We start from the raw sequence: 19,735 nt of genomic DNA, 5'->3' as shown, positions 1-19,735 counted from the left end.
TCTTCTATAAATATTTTATTAGCAAACTCATAATCTTATTTTTTCTTTGTGAAAATGCTATCATGAATTCACTTATATTTAGCTATTTCTCTAAGACATATTAATGCCAAACTAAAGGTTTGGTAATGTTTAACATGACCTTACATTTAAATTATACCTTAATTTTATTAAAATTCAACCCTAAAAATTAACACACTTTGTTAAGTTTTTAATTAATTTCTAAGGGAAATTCATCCAAAAAATCCGGTATAACTACGGAATAATTTTCACTTTTTAATTTATTAGTGAAGGATTCAATATTTTTTCCTTCACCATGAACTAGAAATATTTTCTTAGGTTTTTCCTTCATACTACTTACCCAATTATATAGTCCTGCCTTATCTGCATGACCTGATAGTCCATCCATATAAAAAACTTTTCCTTTAACCTCAATTTTCTCACCTTGGAGTTTAATTCTTTTATTTCCTTTTAACAATTTATTTCCAATGCTCTGGTTCCCTTGATAGGAGGTAATTAATACGCCACACTCTGGTCTAGGAAGATTATTTCTTAGATGGTTAGATATTCTCCCCCCATCATAAACTCCTCCAGCTACAATAATTATGGATTTTGACTTAACTTCATAAACCTTTTTTCCATCATCACTACTTTCAACAAAATGCAGTCCTTTAAAGCTCAATGGATCATCACCTTTTTCTATAAGAGCCTTAGCCTTCTTATCAAAGTATTCTTCATACTTTCTAAATATCTTGGTAATTCCTGCTGCCAAAGGACTATCTATATATACATTACAGCCCTGCACCTGTCCACTTTCTATAAAAGTATTTAGCATGTATATAATCTCCTGGGTTCTTCCTAAGGAAAAACAAGGAATTATTAAATTTCCGTCACCCTCCATGATATCCTTTACAATTTCTAGGAGTTTTGCATAATTATCTTTTTCTTCATGCATCTTATCTCCATAAGTACTTTCAAGGATTAAAAAATCTCCCTGGAGTTCCTTTTCTGGATTATTTAAAATATCTCTATTAATATTTCCTATATCTCCAGTATATATCAATTTAATCCAACTTTCACCACAATTTTTGATTAAAATTTCACATATTGCAGAACCTAATATATGACCTGCATCTCTAAAAATAACTTTTATATCCTCTTCCAATAGGATTTCCTCATTATATCCGTAGGTATAAAAACTTTTTAGAGCTAGTTCCACATCCTCTTCATCATATAAAGGACTTAAAGCTTTAACTCCCTTACCATGTCTAGAAAGATTTTCAAAATAAGTTTCCTCCTGTTGAATCCTAGCAGCGTCCTTAAGTAAATACCCACATAATTCCTTAGTAGGCTCAGTACAAATTACCTTCCCTTGAAATCCTAACTTAAAGAAAAGAGGTATCCTACCACTATGATCCACATGACTATGAGATAACACAATATAATCAATTTCCTTAGGATCCACATTCAATATATCATTACTATAAGACTTTAAATCATTACTTTGAAATAAACCACAATCTAAAAGTATTTTTTTATCATTAACAGTAAGTAAATGACTAGAGCCTGTAACACACTTAGTAGCTCCTAAGAACTTTAACTTTATCTCCATTGAAACTTCTCCTATCTTTCCTATGTTTAATATATTTACTATTATTCACTAATGCCATAGGATTTTATGTATGGACTATTTATATATTTATCATTTTCACTATATAAAAATATCCCTATATAACTATTTATATAGGGAAAATTTTATATATTTAACTATAAAACTATTTAACTAGTTAACTAGTTGTTGTCATAGTGCGGGTTTCAGGGATTTTCTTATTTTCTTTTACTGCTTTCAATTAGATCTATTATTTTTCCAAGGCTGTCCCTTTGTCTGCTTTTGCTCATGTTTTTAATATAAGTTTCTTTATCTCTATTAACTTCATCAATAGCTTCTAAAAGAGTCAATGCATTTAAATTTTCTTCCTCTATAACTTTACTATATCCTGATTTATTAAAAGACTTGGCATTTAAAATTTGATCTCCTCTACTTGCCTTAGCTGATAGCGGTATTAAAATATTTGGTTTCTTTAAAGCTAAAAGTTCAAATATAGTATTAGACCCTGCTCTAGAAACTACTATATCTGCCAATTGCATTAAATCTGATAACTGTTCTTTAATATAATCAAACTGAGCATATCCCTCAACTACATTAAAACTTTTATCTAAATTACCTTTTCCACATAGATGTATTACATTGAAAGTTTTAAGTATATCTTGTAGTGCTTCTCTAACACATTCATTTATAATTCTTGAACCTAAGCTTCCTCCAGTAACTAAAATTACAGGCTTATCATCTTTAAATTTACAAAATTCCTTAGCCTTTGTTTTGCTGCCCTTAAATAGTTCACTTCTAATTGGTGAACCTGTAAGTACAGCTTTCTTTTTATTAACATGATCCATAGCCTCTTCAAAGGTAACACAAATCTTTGTTGCATAGGGCATGGATATTTTATTTGCTAGACCAGGTGTAATATCTGACTCATGTATTATAATTGGAATTTTATTAAAATAAGCTCCTAACACCACTGGAACTGATACAAATCCTCCCTTTGAAAAAACTATGGCTGGTTTTTCTTTTTTTATAATTGACTTTGCTTCAAAAACCCCTTTAATAACCTTAAAAGGATCTGTAAAGTTCTTTACATCAAAATATCTTCTTAACTTACCACTAGAAATACTATGATATTTAATTTTTTCTGCTTCTATAAGTTTTCTTTCTATTCCATGTTCAGTACCTATATACTGTATTTCATATCCTAGCTCCTTTAGCTTGGGCACAAGTGCGATATTGGGAGTTACATGTCCAGCTGTTCCTCCACCTGTCATAATGATTTTTTTGTTACTCAATTTAAAAGTCCTCCTAAAATTACCTAGTAAAAGCTTTAATAGCTTTGAAATATTTAAAATAAAAATATCTAAGCCTTAGACGAGTATATGTAATCTCGCTAAAGCTAAAAATAATGTTATTACTATATAGATTTTATAGATTTTTATTATAATATGTTTTTTATTATATTAGATATATTATGCTCCTTATTAAGTTATGCCACATATGAAGACAAATGTAAATATAAAATATGAATTTTATATTTAAAACTATTGAATATATACATAAAAAGGTAATTGCTCATAATCTTTCATATGTTTCCACCCATTCTCTTAAATAATCTTCTTATATCCGGGTACAATACTATTATCAAAACAAAGGAGGTGAAAATACATGTCAAACAATAATAATAATTCTAATCAACCAGCAGTACCTCAAGCTAAAGCAGGTTTAAACAAATTTAAAATGGAGGCTGCTCAAGAAGTAGGAGTTAATCTTAAAGAAGGATATAACGGAGACCTAACTTCTAGAGAAGCTGGATCAGTTGGTGGTCAAATGGTTAAAAAAATGGTTGAAGCTTACGAAAAAAATCTTTAATCAAACATTTGTAAGTAGCGTGTGGTAAGTTTATTATTTAAGAAGTTAGCAAAGTTTGTTTAAATAATAAGAGGTTCACATTAATATGTTTGTTGACTTCTACTAATTTATTGGAGGAGGAATATAAAATGACAAGCAAAAGTAGATTATTAGTACCAGAAGCTAAAGCAGGTTTAGACAGATTTAAGATGGAAGCAGCTCAAGAAGTTGGAGTTAACCTAAAAGAAGGATATAATGGTGATTTAACTTCTAGAGAAGCTGGATCAATCGGCGGACAAATGGTTAAAAAAATGGTTGAAGCTTACGAAAGAAATTTATAGGATATATTAATATCTGAATAAATTATTTAATAGTAAGTAAACCCTAAATAGGAGATGCACCTTATAGGTGCATCTCTTTATTAATGGGATTTTAACTTTTAATTGACTTTCTTATATAAAACTTTTAATTACCTTTTACATCTTATACTTTTAGTTGCATTTTATATCTTTAAGTTTTAATTGCACACTTCTTCTTCCCATATATTCATTTATATCTGGCTGAAATAATATATTTAGAAATAGACCCTTCGGTCTTATATACCCACTTCCAATATCTCCATATTCATCTCCATAGACATCTTTTAAAATCTCAATAACTTCATCCCTTTTATTGAAATATAAACCATCTATCAGATTATTGGTACTTTCCACATTAAATCTAAATTTAACATGCTGATATTCATTTCCTAAAAATCTTATATCTGCCACTAAAACTCTATTAGCCTTTAGAATTGGCGTTGGATTTCCCTTTCCAAAGGGCTCTAATAACTTGAATTCTTCTACAACCTGTTCTGTTATATAATTTAACTTTATGGGAGAATCTACTCTCATTTTAGAAGCAAGATCTTCCTCACTTAAATAGCAGTTTTCATTTAATAATTGTCTAAACTTTGAAATATTTTTTTCTTCTATGGAAAGTCCTGCTGCCATTGGATGTCCACCAAACTTGCTTAGTAAATCCTTACATTTTAGCATTTCTTCAAACATATTATATTCTTCAATGGATCTACCTGAACCCTTTGGCATATCTTTTCCCTGGGTTAAAATAAAGGTTGGCTTACCATACCTTTCCTTAACTCTGCCTGCTACAATTCCTGCAATACTCTCATGGATATGCTGGTTATATACTACAAGTACTCTATCATTTATCAAAGAAGACCCTTCTATGTCAGCACAAACTTGTTCCACACTTTCTGTGGTAAGGTCTTGCCTTTCCTTATTAAGATTAAAAACCTTTGTAGCTATATCCATAGCCTGACCCATATCTTCACAAAGTAGTAGATCTAAGGATAGCTCAGCAGTTTCTAGCCTTCCTGTAGCATTGATACAAGGACCAATGTTAAAGCCAACATTATAACAAGTTACCTCATCCTTTATATCAATTATATGTTTTAAAGCTTTTATTCCTAAATTTCTTGTATTAGAAAGTATCTTTAGCCCTTCCTTTGCAATGATTCTATTTTCATCCATTAAATCTACCACATCGCATATAGTGCCAATGGCAGCTAATTCTAGAAGATCATCAGTATTTTTATCCTTCATATTCATAGCTCCATATAAAGCTAAAGAAAACTTATAAGCCACACCGGCTCCACATAAAAGTTTAAAGGGATAATTACAATCCTCCTGCTTAGGGTTTATTAAGGCATCACTACTTGGAATTACCATCTTTCTTTCTCCATCTATCTCCTCAAAGGGAAGTTCATGATGATCTGTGATAATAACCTTTAATCCAAGTTCCTTAGCTCTTTTTACCTCTTCTATAGCAGAAATCCCATTATCGCAACTTATTATAAGATTAAAGCCTTCCTCTGCTATGGTCTCTATTCTAGAAATACTCATACCATAGCCTTCATTTTCCCTATGTGGTATGTGATAAGCTACTATTCCACCACAGCTTTTTATAGCCTTATAAAGAATGGCAGTACTAGTAACTCCGTCTGCATCATAATCTCCGTAGACCATAATTTTTTCCTTATTATTTATAGCATCCACCATAATTTCTATGGCCTTATCCATATCCTTCATAAGATAAGGGTTATATAGCTTATTCAAAGAAGAATTTAAAAATTCATCTGCCTTTTCCTTAGTATCTATTCCTCTATTCATAAGCACCCTAAGAGTAATAGGAGTAACCTTTATATCCTTAAGTAGCTCCTTTAAAACCTCCATCGAGCACTGACTATCTTTCCAAACAGTATTCACCAAATCACCTTACCTTTAATTCCTTATGATTCCTATTGTTTCCTTAATAAATACCTTATCTATTACACTAAGGATTTCTTCTTCTGTGCAATTACTTAGGTTATAAAACTCATTTAAAAGTAATTCTCCACCACTGTGCATTATTTCATAGACAGCTAGGTGCATAGATAAAACTATGGATTTCTCTAGAGCTAACATTCTCTTTAAATTTTGACTCTTTATATATTTTTTAAAGAAATCTTCAGTAAATATGCCCTTTAAAGCTTTTACTTTATCAATGTTTTCTTTAATTATCTCTCTAACCAAATCAATATTTTCCTTAGATGTAGATAAAGTTATGGTATATAGTTTTATTCCCTTTTCTCCTTTAACCTTTCCTTGAATATCATATACTAAACCTCTCTTAGTTCTGATTTCATCATAGAGCAATGAGCTAGTGCCCCCTGCAAAATATTCATTAAATAATTGAAGTAAGGTAACTTCCCTTTCACTTAGGTTATGAATGGGAAATATATATTGAACCTTGCATCCATTAATTGAGAGATTCTCTTCAATATACACTCCAGCCTTGGGATTCTCGTAAAGGGAAAAAGTCTTTTCTTCTTGACTTTCCCTTGATGAAACTCTTTCAGAGCTCCTTTGGGTGAAGGATGATTTTACCCCTTCCAGGACTTCTATTTCACAGGTGTTATGCGTTAATAAAGGTTTTGTCTTATTCAAGGATGCTATTTCACCTTCAATAATTTCAATAACCTCACTTAGGTCTAAAGAAGTTACTACAGAAACTACACAGTTATCTAGGATGTAAAACTTCTCATGGTACTCCCTTATCTCTTCTAAGGTTAGAGCCTTTATAGTTTCTTCTCTACCTATGATTAACTCCTTTATTCTTCTTTTTTCAAAGGTTTCATAGAATAAAAAATCTTCACAGTGCTGAACTACATCATCACTCCACTCCTTAAGTTCCTCTATGATAACTGCCATTTCTTCCTTAAAACCTTCTTCTCTAAAGGCCGGATTAAATACTATATCAAAATATATATTAAAGGCATTTTTAAAATCTTCCTTTAAGGAGCTTCCATAATAAACTACATAGGGATAATTAGTCATAGCATTATGAAATCCTAGGTACTCATTGCATATCTCATTGATTTCCTTCTCGCTTTTACTATAGGTACCCTTAAATACCATGTGTTCTACAGCATGGGCAATGCCCAGATTATTAGAATTTTCACTATTAGCTCCTGCTTCTAACCCTATGGTAAAAGAAGTTATATTTCCTGGAACTCTTTCATAAAGCAACCTAACTCCATGTTTTAAAAATATCTTATCCATGCTACCCCCACTTTACTTCTATTACTTAATTAGCTCTACCTTTTCTATAAAGTCATCATCCATAAATACAATGACATTTTTACCTCTACCAGCTCTATTTTGAATTGGTAAGGCTCCTAAATCCACTATGTTCTCTTGCCCATTTTGGGTAGTTATTTTCAGGTTTTCTTCAAATAAGTCTACGCATAATTCATTATTTTTATTTGAAATAGCACCACTTCTTGCTTTTGCAAAGATAACTTTATCATCATCCTTTAAGCTAATTCCCATAACTCCAGTGGCATTTTTCCCCATGACATTTATAGCTTCTAAATCAAATTTAAGGCACATACCCTTTCTTGTGAATAGTAACCCTTCTCCTTTGTCAGCTTCAACCTCTACTTTAATTAGCTTATCCTCCGGAGTCTTAAATTTATATGCTGAGATATTAGTAAAATCACCAGTGAATTCTTCTATACTAGTTTTCTTTACTACACCCTTTTCAGTAAAGAAGTAGAAATTTTCTTTAGAGCTTCCTTCATTATCCACAGATATTATTGCAATCACCGGATCCTTAGAATTATAACCTTCAAATAGCTTTTCCAGTTCAATACCTTTTTTATCTATGTTTTGTATCATTAAGGCTGACATTTTAAACAACTCTCCACCAGCTGTAAATAGGAATAACTCACCGTTAGAGTTTGATGTAGTTATAACCGGTTCTCCGCTTCTTCTACTGGAAGTTCTTAAGATCCCCTTTTTATTAACAGTTATATAGAACTCTTTATAATTAAATTCATCTACATAACTACACTGAGTTATACTATCTCCATGGGTTAAATTAACTATAGGTTTTCCAACTATACCTCTATCCACTGGCTCAACCTTAGGCTCCTGTGCAATGAAGTTTAATCCCTTAGCAGTAGTTATTTCAATAAATCTTTCTTCTCTATCTTTATCCACTAATTCAGCACTTATCAATTCTTCATCCTTTTTAAGCTTAATACCTTGAAGTCTTGAATTATTAGTAATAAACTTGCTAAGTTCAGTTTTCTTGATAAGACCTCTAGAGGTCATAAGAAGCACATCCCTAGTAATAGAGAAATCCTGTACTACAAAGGCATTTACTATGAGTTCCTTATCTAAATCTAGAGTTCTAATAAATCCTTGAATTCTCTCACCCTTGTCTCTCCACTTAAACTCAATTAAATTTGCAACCTTACATTGATACATATTTCCCTGATTTGTAAAGATACATAGGGTATCTCTGGTATTACATTCAAAGAAGAATCTATTAAAGTCTCCTTCTCTATATTCTATATCCTCAGTATTTTGTGTTGTTCTAATAAAGGATTTTAAAGCAGTTCTCTTAACATATCCATCCTTAGACATGGTTACTACCACATCTTCCTCTACTATAAGTTCTTCTAATTGAATATTAGCATCACTATCATCTTCTAAAATAGTAGTTCTCCTTGGGTCATCATATTTTTCCTTAACCTCTAGAAGCTCCTTTTTAATAACTTTAATAAGCTCCTTTTCACTACTTAATACCTTCTTAAGTCCCCTAATCTTAGTCTCTAATTCCTTATGTTCCTTTTGGAATATCTTAATTTCAAGACCTGTAAGTCTATAAAGCATCAACTCTAAAATAGCTTCTGCTTGAGGGTTAGTAAAGCCAAATTTGCTTATTAAATTTTCTCCTGCATCCTTTTTAGATTTAGATGCCCTAATAGTTTTAATTATTTCATCCATGATTCCAATAGCTTTAATAAAGCCTTCTACAATATGGAATCTCTTTTCTGCTATTTCTAGCTCTCTTTTTGTTCTTCTTGTAATAACTTCCTTTTGATGTTCTATATAGTATTTAATTATAGTCCTAAGTCCCATGGTCCTAGGTTTTCCACCAGCTAAAGCCACCATGTTAAAGGATATATTACATTGAAGCTCCGTTCTCTTAAATAGATATTTAAGGACTCTATCCGCCGTTTCCTCTGTAGTGTTTTTCTTAAATTCTACAACGGCTCTAATACCATTTCTATCAGATTCATCTCTAATATCCGCAATGGCTTCCACTGCTTTGCTATGCTTTTTATCCCCTGTTAAATCAGATATGGCTTGAAGAAGCTTAGCCTTATTTTTTCTATAAGGAAACTCTGAAATAACAAGACCAAGTCTACCACTTTCCAAGGTTTCAAAATGAGTTTTAGCTCTTAAAACCACTTTTCCTTCCCCAGTTTCATAGGCAGCCACTAAAGAATCCTTTCCCATTAATATTCCACCAGTAGGTAAATCCGGTCCCTTTATGTATTCCATAAGTTCTCTAGTGGTTATTTCCTCATTATCTGCATAGGCAATGGCTCCATCAATAACCTCTCCTAAGTTATGGGGTGGAATATTGGTAGCCAATCCTACAGCAATACCAAAGGCTCCATTAACTAAGAGGTTTGGATATTTTGCAGGTAAAACTGTAGGTTCCTTTTCTGTATCAGAGTAGTTATCCATCATATCAACTACATCTTTATCAATATCTTTAAGCATTTCTAAGGCAATGCCAGATAGTCTAGCTTCTGTATAACGCATGGCAGCTGCACTATCTCCATCTATAGATCCCCAGTTTCCATGACCATCTATAAGGGGCTTTCTTGTAGTAAAATCCTGAGATAAAATTACCATGGCATCATAAACTGATGTATCTCCATGGGGATGGTACTTACCTAGAATATCTCCTACTATTCTGGCAGACTTATAATATGGCTTATCTGGGAATGCCTTAAGCATATAAGCTCCATATAAAATTCTTCTATGAACAGGCTTTAGTCCATCCCTTACGTCTGGAAGAGCTCTATCCTTTGATACTTCTACAGCATAGGGAAGATAGTTCTCTGGCATAGCCTCATCTATAGAAACATCTATAATATTATTATCTATTGGAATTGGTTCTTTTTTCTTTGCCATTGTAACACCTCCTAAAATTCACCGTGATTGTACATATAGTTTCTTCTTGGCTCTACCACATCTCCCATGAACAAGGAAATCATCTTTTCAGCCTTAGCAGCATCCTCAATGGTAACCCTTTGAAGAGTTCTAGTAGCCGGATTTAATGTAGTATCCCAAAGTTGGTCTGCATTCATCTCTCCCAACCCTTTGTACCTTTGAATTAATGCACCCTTACCAATTTCCTTCTTAGCCTTATTTAGCTCTTCATCATTATAAACGTACTTACTAACCTCACCATTTTTAGTGATTTTATAAACCTTATAAAGAGGTGGTAATGCAATAAATAAATTTCCATTTTGAATAAGTTGTCTCATATATCTATAAACATAAGTCATCCAAAGGGTTCTGATATGATATCCATCCACATCGGCATCACTTAGTATAATTATCTTTCCATACTTTAATTCCTCTGGTTTAAAGTTTTCTAAAACTCCAGTTCCTATGGCAGTATTAAAGATTCTAAGTTCTTCACTTGCAAGAACATTTTCTAATTTTTGTTTTTCCGTATTCATAATCTTACCCTTAGAAGGCATTATGGTTTGGAATCGTCTATCCCTTGCTTGTTTTGCAGAACCTCCCGCAGAATCTCCCTCCACCACTATAAACTCAGTAAATTCTCTGTCTTTCAAAGTACAGACAGCTATTTTTCCTGCCAGTGGTGCAGTACCATTTCCTATCTTTTTCTTCTCTGCTTCATTTATTTTCTTAATTTTCTCTCTTCTAGCTGCAGCTGAAATAGCATTATTAATAATTACAGTAGCTAGTTCTTTATTATCCTCTATCCATTCACCTAGCTTAGTATAGGCAAGGTCATTCATTGCAGAATAGGCTTCAACATTTCCTAGCTTAGTTTTAGTTTGACCCTCAAAGACTGGATTTGTAATTCTTACCTTTACAATGGCAGTCATACCTTCTCTAATATCGTCCCCTTCAAAGTCCTTATCCTTTTCCTTTAAAAGATTTAACTTCTTACTACCTTCTTTAAAGGCTCTAGTCATACCAGTCTTAAATCCTGTTTCATGAGTACCAGCTTCTTTTGTGGGAATATTATTTACATAGCTAGCAATATGCTCTGCCGTAGAATCTGTAAACTGTATGCATATTTCTCCCGATACCATAAGTCCATTAATTTCTCTTTCTCCTTGGAAAATTATTGGCTCTTTGTGAAGGACGGTTTTACTTTCATTTAAATAATCTATAAAGTCTAAAAGGCCTCTCTCTGAATGATATACTTTTTCTACAACATCATCTTTCCTTGCATCTCTTAGAATTAAGGTAATCCCTTTATTTTGAAAGGATAGCTCCTTTAATCTTTCATCAATTATTTCAAACTTATAATCTACATTTCCGAAAACTTCACCATCTGCTAAAAAAGTTACTTTAGTACCAGTTTCATTAGACTTTCCTACAATCTTCAAAGGTGTAGCTGGGGTTCCCGGCATGTCCCTTTTAAGTTCTTTGTCATATCCATAGTGAAATTTTTGCAGATAAATATTTCCTTTTTGTTTAACTTCTACCTCTAACCACTTAGACAGAGCATTTACAACAGCAGCTCCAACTCCATGAAGTCCTCCTGAGGTCTTATAGTTATTATTATTGAATTTACCTCCTGTGTGAAGTTCTGTATAAACCATCTCCACCCCAGATTTATTTTTAACAGGATGTATTCCTGTAGGTATTCCTCTTCCATTATCTTCTATAGTAACGGTTTTATCCTTACTTAAAGTAACTATTATCCTGTCTCCAAATCCATTGGCAACTTCATCAATAGAGTTATCTAGTATTTCCCATATACAATGGTGCAGACCCTTAGTACCCGTTGAGCCAATGTACATTCCAGGCCTAACCCTTACTGGCTCTAATTTTTCAAGAGATGTGAGATCTGTAACTTCATAAGTACCTCTATTATTCTCCTTTTGCGCCATATTATCCCTCCTTAAAAGTTGAGTTACATTTGTTATTGTATAACTTTATTCCAAAGGAGTAAAGTTTTTTCTTGAAATTCCAAAACAAACGTTCTTATTTTTGCGGTATTTTTTTATTATTTTTCTAATTACTTTAAAAAATGAAATTCTATCCCTTTAATGAACCGCAATGTTCTTTATTTAAAATATAGTAAATATTAAAATTTTACATGAAAAAGCCTATAATTACTGTTCTGCTATGTTTTCGTAAAATATATTGCTAATCTTATATGGAATATATAGCATGTGCTTTAATATTATCGTTAGGGAATAATATTAGTACGTGCTTAAGGTTTATTTAGATTAGTTTATTTTACAAAAGTCTCATAAACATTAATTATAAGCTTTACTTAATATACATATTTTATTCTTCACATTTTAAATTATTTATAAAGCTTTTTAATTCTTCTACTCCTTCATCTATGGAGTTTATCATAAGCTTTTTGTCATATTCATACTTATCAGAGCTGTGAGTATATAGTGGGTCATAATACCTTACCATAAGTTCCTTAACCACTTCTTCATACTGATCATTATTAACCATATCACAATATATTTCTATGTTTTTTTCACTGATGTGTTTCTTTAATCTTCTTAGTGCATCACAAATTTCTTCATTACAGCTATTATTTTTAGTGTATTCATCAATTATTATCTTACTTCTAAAATCTATTGGAGCATCTACAAATATGTGAAGTCCCCTTTTCATATCAGAATGTATATATTCCGGAATTAAAACCCTTCCTATCCTTCTACTTTCTGCTTCAATGAATACATATTTACCCTTAACAGCATTTAATTCCTCATAGATATTAGATTCAAACTGCTTTTGGCTAGTACCATCTCCAAGGCCTACAGCACCTAATATGGAGCCTCTATGATTAGCACATCCTTCTAAATCCAATACATCATATCCATCAGCTCTAAGTTTTTTTAAAATCTCAGTTTTTCCAACTCCCGTATTACCATGAAGTACTATATAGGTAACTTTTTCATTAACCTTAGGCAACTCCTCATTTATGAAGGCTCTATAGCCTTTATAACCATCCTTTATTCTGCTAACTCTCATGCCAAGGGCACCTAAAAGATCTGTAATAGATGCACTTCTCATGCCACCTCTAGCACAAAATAATACTACATTTTTATGTTGTTTTTCAAGCTCATGAATTTTATCATATATATAAGGTAGTTTTTTAGATACTGTCTCTACCCCTAATCTCTTTGCTTCCTCAGTACTTTTTCTAGTATATATGGTTCCAATAATTGCTCTTTCTTCATCATTAAAAAGAGGAATACTTACTGCACCGTTAATAGTAGCCTCATTAAATTCTCCTGTACTTCTCACATCAACAAGGACATAGTCTCCAGTTAGATCTTTATATTCTATGGTTTTTGACATAATCATTCCTCCAAATTAAGTAACATCTTTCCATAAGAAGTCATTTGTTTTACAATGGCAAAACTTCCTATAATTTTCTCATAAACAACACTTGCAAACCATAGTAAATTCAAATAACTACAACTCTATCTATTCTATATTGTAATGATTAATATGTCAAACTAGAGATAATCCTACTAATCTAATTATCCCCTTTAACCCAGCTATTTAAACACGCCTTAATATCTTCTGTAACCATATCCCTATTTATTTCATTTAATATTTCATGTCTTCCACCTTCATATAGTTTATAACTTAAATTTTTAATACCTAAACTTTTAAAAGTATCAACTAGAGATAATATTCCCTTGCCATAGTTTCCTACTGGGTCCTTATCACCACTAAACATGGTTATAGATAAGTTCTTTGGTATGCTAGCAAGATTGTCCTTTTTATGTATTGCCTTCATTCCCTTTAAAAAATCATAGAAAAAGGATACCGGAAACACTCCTCCACAATAGGGGTCTAGAATATATTTTTCTACTTCCTCCTCGTCCCTACTTAACCAATCATATTTAGTTTTTTGATTTTCTACTAGCTTATTGTAATTTCCAAAGCCTAAATCATCCATTAACTTTCCACTAGATCTTCTACCCCTAAGATTCATTATAACCTTTGACAAAAATATTCCCATATTCATTGAAGTATTAGGTTTACCACCAGTTCCAGATAAAATTACACCCTTAACAGTGTCTCCATATATCTCCATATACCTTTGTGCTATGAAAGACCCCATACTGTGACTAAAAATATAAATATCTAGTGATGGGTTTTCTTCTTTTATAAAATTATTTATTTCACGTTGATCATGAACCATGTCATGGAATCCATCATTATCGCTAATATATCCTAAAGCACTTAGGCTTTCTGCAGATTTTCCATGGCCTCTATGGTCATCAGCATAAACTATAAAACCATCCTTAACCAATTCCTTTGCAAATCTATCATATCTGCTACCATATTCAGCCATACCATGAATAAGTTGTATAACTCCCTTAGGTTTAACACCTTCATCTAGCTCCCATTTGTATAAATAAATCTCTTTTCCATCTCGCATTTTTAAATTCATTTCTTTATATGTCATAATATACCCCACCCAAAATATTTTATTTAAATAATTTTCAAATAATTCCCTTATAATAAATTATATATAAATTTTTTTCGGCTGACAACAGTTCACTAAAAAAATCGGTATGATAATTGCTAAGCAACACATACCGATACACAAAGAATTATATAACTATTTCTACACTTTCCTTAGAAACTTGATTTACTATATTATTTATCCACTTGTTACTTCTATATCTTCTAACTACAATAATACATTTTACAATTTCCTCTGCTGCAGTAACTGAAACCACCAAATATATTGGTAGATGTAATATAAAAGCTGCCACAAAAGATAATGGGATTCCGATGCCCCATAGAGTTATACCCTGTACAATGGCACCATATTTAGCATCACCGCCTCCTCTTAAGATTCCAACTACCAAAATTACTGTAAATACTCTAAGAGGCATTAGAGCAGAGTATACATATAGAATCCTTAAAGAATTTCTTAGCACTTCCTCAGAAACTTTAAACACAGTTAAAACTATTGGTGAAGTTATAGCTAAAACTACAGCTAATATAACTCCTGTAATCAAAGAAATTACACATAGTCTTCTAGCATAAAGTAATCCTCGCTTTTCTCTTCCAGCTCCAATTTCCTTACCTATAACTACCACCGCCACATTGGCAAGTCCAAAGGTTATAATCATAAATAGATTAAAGATGGTTGTACATATTTGTATAGATGCCGTAGCTTGAGTTCCTATTCTTCCATAAATTACTGCGTAGGTTAGGTTCCCCAACCCCCAACAAGCTTCATTTAAAAGCACTGGTATCATAGTTACAAATACACTTTTAGTCAGCTCTCTTGTAATATTAAATAAATCTTTAGCTTTGGCAGCTAAAATATTCTTAGAAGTATAGGTATATAAAACTAAAAGTGCACATTCTGAACCTCTAGCTATTATGGTGGCAATAGCTGCCCCCCTAACTCCCATTGCTGGAAAACCTAATAAACCAAATATAAGGACAGTATTAAGAACTCCATTTACAACTAACCCTAAAAAACTAGCTAGCATTGGAAGTACAGTATTTTCTACACTCCTTAAAGCAGCTGCATAGTTAAAAGATATAGCTGTAAAGATATAACTAAAACAAACTATTTTTAAATAGCTAGCCCCTATCTTAATAACTTGAGGATCTATGTTGAAAATTGAAATTATTTTCTCTGGAAATAATACTCCTACTAAATTAAAAACACTGGTTATAAGAACACTACTTATAATTCCTATACCTAAAACCTTCTGTATATTATTTTTATCTCTCTTCCCCCAAAGTTGAGCTATAAAAACTGCACATCCTGAACTTATTCCCATTATAAATAAGCTAAATATAAAATAAAATTGATTAGCAATACCTACTGCTGCTAACTCAACTTCTCCAACTCTTCCTATCATCAAAGTATCTAGCATATTTACTGAGGATGCTATTAGATTCTGCAATATAATTGGTAAAGCTAGAAATAATACCATCTTATAAAATTTCTTATCATAAAATAATTCTTTTAAAGTTTTCTTAGTCATAGATATTCTCCTTTCCGGCAAAAAAAAATACCACTTTGAAGGTTATCAAAGTGGTTTGCTTCAGCACTTGTATAATTTTAAAAATTACACTTCTATTTAGTTTTACAAAACTTAATTTCCTATAAAATTATAGATAATTTAAACCATACTGTCAACTATTACGAGTTAAAAATTTATCCCTTACAAGTTAAAAATTCATCCTTTTTACTTACACATCATCAAATTAAGGATAACTCTGTCTGCATCAGCCATTCCAACTACCCCTAAATCTGCCATATTCTTTATAGTTCTCTCCACATCCTCATGAACAATTCCATCATGAGATGATACTTCTACCCCTTCCAATGCAAGGGCTGCACATAGCACTGATGTACCTACTGCTGTAGAAATTTTTAGAGCACATCCTGGCTTTGCTCCATCACATACCATACCAGAAACGTCTGCCACCATATTTTTTATAGCTTTATTTATAGCACATAGTTCTCCTCCTAGCATATAAACAATGGCACAACTAGCTCCAATTGAAGCTGCAACTCCACATCCACATAGAGCTGAAAGTCTTCCTATAAAGCTTTTTACATGAATAGTTATAAGATCACTAAGGGCTACGGCTCTAACTAAAGTATCATCACTAACTCCTAGTTTTTCTGCCGCTGCAATTACAGGTAAAGTAGCTGTTAATCCTTGGTTTCCACTACCTGCTGTACTCATTACTGGCAGTGTACATCCATCCATTCTAGCATCAACGCCTGCAGCAGTTAATCCCATGGCATAGGTTTGAAGTGAATCTGCAAACATTTTACTGTTCTTTCCATCTAATAAAATTTTTCCTGCTTTAAGTCCATATTCTTCTTTTCTTCCAGCCTCTGAAACTCTACGATTCATTTCTATACCTTCCATTAAGAACTCTATATCCTCATAGGGTACAGTTTTTATGAATTCATATATATCTTTAACAGATAACTGTTCCTCGTCTCCATTATCCTCTGTAGCTACAGTTTTAACCTCTTCGATTTCAAACAATATCTCTTCATTTCTAGTAATTAAAACTATATTGTTATGTTTATTTTTAATTATTACAGAAGAGCTATCATGGCCCTTATGTCCAATAACCTCTACATAAAGTTTTTCCGGCGCTTTAGTAAGGTCTATTGTAACCTTGCCCTCTGCTAAATATTCCTTTGATTTATCAATATCTGACTTAGTAACATCCTTTAAAACCTCTAATCCTGCCTCTGCATTGCCACCAATAGCTCCAAGGGCTGCTGCAATATTTAAACCAACCATTCCTGTACCAGGTATTCCTACTCCCATACCATTTTTTAGAATATTACAGCTAACAAGAACCGTAACCCTATCTGGAACTCCTCCTAAAGCTTGACTACATTTCGCCGTTGCAAGGGCTAGAGCTATGGGCTCTGTACATCCTAAGGCTGGTATAACTTCTCTCTTAAGAATATTTATGTATGTATTTTTCATTATTAACATCCTTCCTTAATAGACTGTTTTTAATTTAAACAGCTCTTTAATTTAAATAGTACATTAATATTTAGGCTCTGTTGAAATTAGGTAATGGTTTACATTATGTGCTAACCTTCTCCATTAGGTTTTAAAGTTTTTTAACATCCTAATTATATCAAAGGGAGGGCTTTATTTCAATATTATTAAAGCCCTCTAAAATATTCTGGTTTAAAGTTATTTTGTCCTGCTAAAAAACCTTCTATATCTGAAAGTAATCTTTCCTTTTCTTTACCTAATACTGCAGCTAGTGGTGCATAGTTTGATGCATGATTGCTTCTAAATATGCAGTTTGTAAGATCTAGTTCTTTAACAAGGTGATAAACCTCCTCCATTACTTCCCTAGGATTTAAAAGCATAAGAGCTCCTCTTTTTATTTCTTCATATATAGGTGCATCTTCAGGAGTCATAAGAGTTAAAAGGCCTAGATAATCTGGATTTATGGCATTAATAACCTTTGCTGAGTTTAAAGCATGATTTTTCCAGTTTTCTAACCCACCTAAGCCACTTATTAGAGTGCAAGATAGTTTTATTCCACTATCCTTAATTTTTCTTCCAGCCTCAATAAGTTCCTTTGAGGTTGCTCCCTTATTCACTTTAAGCAGAACCTCATCATCTCCGCTTTCTATACCTAGATATACCATTTCCAAACCCTTACTTTTTAAAAGCTTTAGTTCTTCTGGAGTTTTAAGTAAAATAGACTTGGGACTAGCATATACAGTAATGCTTTTACATTCTGAAAATAATTCTTTAATTTTATCCAAAATTGTAATAAGTCTTTCTGTAGGCATAATAAGAGCATCACCATCAGCTATAAATATTTTTTCTATATATCCATACCTCTCCCTAGCCCAAACTAAATCCTCAATTACTTCTTCTAAATCCCTCATTCTAAACTGCTTTGCCTTATACATATTACAAAAACTACATTTGTTGTGAGAACAACCAATGGTAGCTTGAACTATTAAACTTCTTCCTTCACTAGGTGGTCTATAAACTGCACCTTCATATCTCATAAATTTTCCTCCTTCATATATAGAAATCCTTATCCTAGGATATAGAAGCTCTTTCCTCACCTTTAAATAAGATGGGAATACTAGAGCTGGTAGTCATGGAATAAAAAAGGAATACATCAAAATTTAACTAACCTTAATAGTTAGCATTTAATTCTGATGGATCCCTTAATTTTTTAACAAAAAGTCATGGTATACACTACTAATCATTAATATGTTCATGATTTTTCAAGTGATTCATGCAATATTCCTTATGTCCACTACATTTTGAACAATATCTAAACTCCATATTAGGGTCATCTCTTTCAGTTATTCCACATACAGTACATCTATGACGTACATAATCTTTCATCTCTATGACTTTAAATTTTTCCTTATTCCTCTTAACTTTCTTCTTAGTTTTAAATAACTCTATAAAGTCTTTTCCAAAGAAAATAAAGTAGTTAGCTAAGGATGCAAGGATCATGAGTTTTATTCCAACTCCACCCATTATAAACTGTTGTGCCAAAAGCACTGCATTTAAAATTCCTAAATACTTAACTTTAACTGGTAAAATGAAAAATAGTAAAACTTCATGGTTAGGATATATGGATGCAAAGGCTAAAAATAAAGTTAGATTTATAAATACCCCTGTAGCAGGACTACCTCCAATTAAAGAGACAATTATGGTAGCAATCATCCCTACTAAATAATATATATTAAATTTAAAGCTTCCCCAAGCCTGTTCTAACCCCATACCTATAATATAATAGAAATAAAGGGTAAAGAGTATCCAAAAGGCACTAGTTGCTGGTGGAATTAAAATAAAGGTAACTAACCTCCACACTTGACCTGCCATTACTGCCTGAGGTATTAACATTAGGTTTGCCTCTAACCCTGGATTTATAACCTCTAATAAAAATACAGCCAAATTAGCTGCTACAATGTATTTCATCAATCCACTAATGGCATACCTGCCATATTTTCTCTCTAATTTATTTAACCACTTCAATATAATCACTCCTATAAAAATGCAATGAAATTTATCAGCTTTCTTACATTTTACCATATTTTCTCTCTATAGCCTATTCCCTAATAAAATCTTTCATGTAAACATATTATTAAGTTTGTAATTAGTATTGGCTATGAAAAAAG

General features: G+C 32.2%; 14 protein-coding genes. 2 read left to right on the top strand and 12 right to left on the bottom strand.

The features are described 5' to 3' along the window. Positions 1-208: 208 nt before the first annotated feature. The gene (locus B2P65_RS12125; RefSeq protein WP_346880213.1) at positions 209-1,609 is read right to left on the bottom strand and encodes an MBL fold metallo-hydrolase; all 1,401 of its coding nucleotides are present in this window, start codon (positions 1,607-1,609) and stop codon (positions 209-211) included. Between the two features lie 215 nt (positions 1,610-1,824). Further along, entirely contained in the window at positions 1,825-2,898 is a 1,074-nt protein-coding gene (locus tag B2P65_RS12120; RefSeq protein ID WP_346880212.1) for an undecaprenyldiphospho-muramoylpentapeptide beta-N-acetylglucosaminyltransferase, read from the bottom strand. A gap of 373 nt (positions 2,899-3,271) precedes the next feature. Between B2P65_RS12120 and B2P65_RS12115 the strand changes: the two genes are divergently transcribed. Further along, a complete protein-coding gene (locus B2P65_RS12115; protein ID WP_150845036.1) occupies positions 3,272-3,475 on the top strand; it encodes a small, acid-soluble spore protein, alpha/beta type in 204 nt (67 codons plus the stop codon). A gap of 128 nt (positions 3,476-3,603) precedes the next feature. After that, positions 3,604-3,795 carry an alpha/beta-type small acid-soluble spore protein gene (locus tag B2P65_RS12110; protein WP_035129176.1) on the top strand — a complete coding sequence of 64 codons (192 nt, stop codon included), beginning with the start codon at positions 3,604-3,606 and terminating at the stop codon, positions 3,793-3,795. A gap of 150 nt (positions 3,796-3,945) precedes the next feature. Here B2P65_RS12110 and recJ read toward each other — a convergent pair whose 3' ends face one another. From recJ to B2P65_RS12060, 10 genes are all read right to left on the bottom strand, one after another. After that, the gene (gene recJ, locus B2P65_RS12105; protein WP_346880211.1) at positions 3,946-5,721 is read right to left on the bottom strand and encodes a single-stranded-DNA-specific exonuclease RecJ; all 1,776 of its coding nucleotides are present in this window, start codon (positions 5,719-5,721) and stop codon (positions 3,946-3,948) included. 15 nt (positions 5,722-5,736) lie between these two features. Then, positions 5,737-7,056 (bottom strand): pitrilysin family protein, encoded by a 1,320-nt coding sequence (locus B2P65_RS12100; RefSeq protein ID WP_346880210.1) that lies wholly within the window; start codon positions 7,054-7,056, stop codon positions 5,737-5,739. Between the two features lie 21 nt (positions 7,057-7,077). Beyond that, on the bottom strand, positions 7,078-9,993 hold the full coding sequence (locus B2P65_RS12095) for a DNA topoisomerase IV subunit A (protein WP_346880209.1): 2,916 nt from the start codon (positions 9,991-9,993) through the stop codon (positions 7,078-7,080). Positions 9,994-10,004: 11 nt separating this feature from the next. Then, entirely contained in the window at positions 10,005-11,960 is a 1,956-nt protein-coding gene (locus B2P65_RS12090) for a DNA topoisomerase IV subunit B (protein ID WP_346847842.1), read from the bottom strand. A gap of 403 nt (positions 11,961-12,363) precedes the next feature. Then, the gene (gene mnmH, locus B2P65_RS12085; protein ID WP_346880208.1) at positions 12,364-13,398 is read right to left on the bottom strand and encodes a tRNA 2-selenouridine(34) synthase MnmH; all 1,035 of its coding nucleotides are present in this window, start codon (positions 13,396-13,398) and stop codon (positions 12,364-12,366) included. Between the two features lie 181 nt (positions 13,399-13,579). After that, positions 13,580-14,521 carry an alpha/beta hydrolase gene (locus B2P65_RS12080; protein WP_346847840.1) on the bottom strand — a complete coding sequence of 314 codons (942 nt, stop codon included), beginning with the start codon at positions 14,519-14,521 and terminating at the stop codon, positions 13,580-13,582. Positions 14,522-14,669: 148 nt separating this feature from the next. Beyond that, a complete protein-coding gene (locus tag B2P65_RS12075) occupies positions 14,670-16,070 on the bottom strand; it encodes an MATE family efflux transporter (RefSeq protein WP_346847839.1) in 1,401 nt (466 codons plus the stop codon). Between the two features lie 204 nt (positions 16,071-16,274). After that, a complete protein-coding gene (locus B2P65_RS12070) occupies positions 16,275-17,549 on the bottom strand; it encodes a serine dehydratase subunit alpha family protein (protein ID WP_346847838.1) in 1,275 nt (424 codons plus the stop codon). Positions 17,550-17,734: 185 nt separating this feature from the next. Further along, positions 17,735-18,604 carry a radical SAM protein gene (locus tag B2P65_RS12065; RefSeq protein ID WP_346877339.1) on the bottom strand — a complete coding sequence of 290 codons (870 nt, stop codon included), beginning with the start codon at positions 18,602-18,604 and terminating at the stop codon, positions 17,735-17,737. Between the two features lie 199 nt (positions 18,605-18,803). After that, a complete protein-coding gene (locus B2P65_RS12060) occupies positions 18,804-19,601 on the bottom strand; it encodes a hypothetical protein (RefSeq protein WP_346868479.1) in 798 nt (265 codons plus the stop codon). Positions 19,602-19,735 lie beyond the last annotated feature (134 nt).

Source organism: Clostridium sp. UBA3061 (assembly GCF_002367465.1).
In the GTDB taxonomy this organism is placed as follows: domain Bacteria; phylum Bacillota; class Clostridia; order Clostridiales; family Clostridiaceae; genus Clostridium_J; species Clostridium_J sulfidigenes.
Note: the sequence above shows the minus strand (reverse complement) of the source record. Positions and strands in the feature narration are given on the sequence as shown.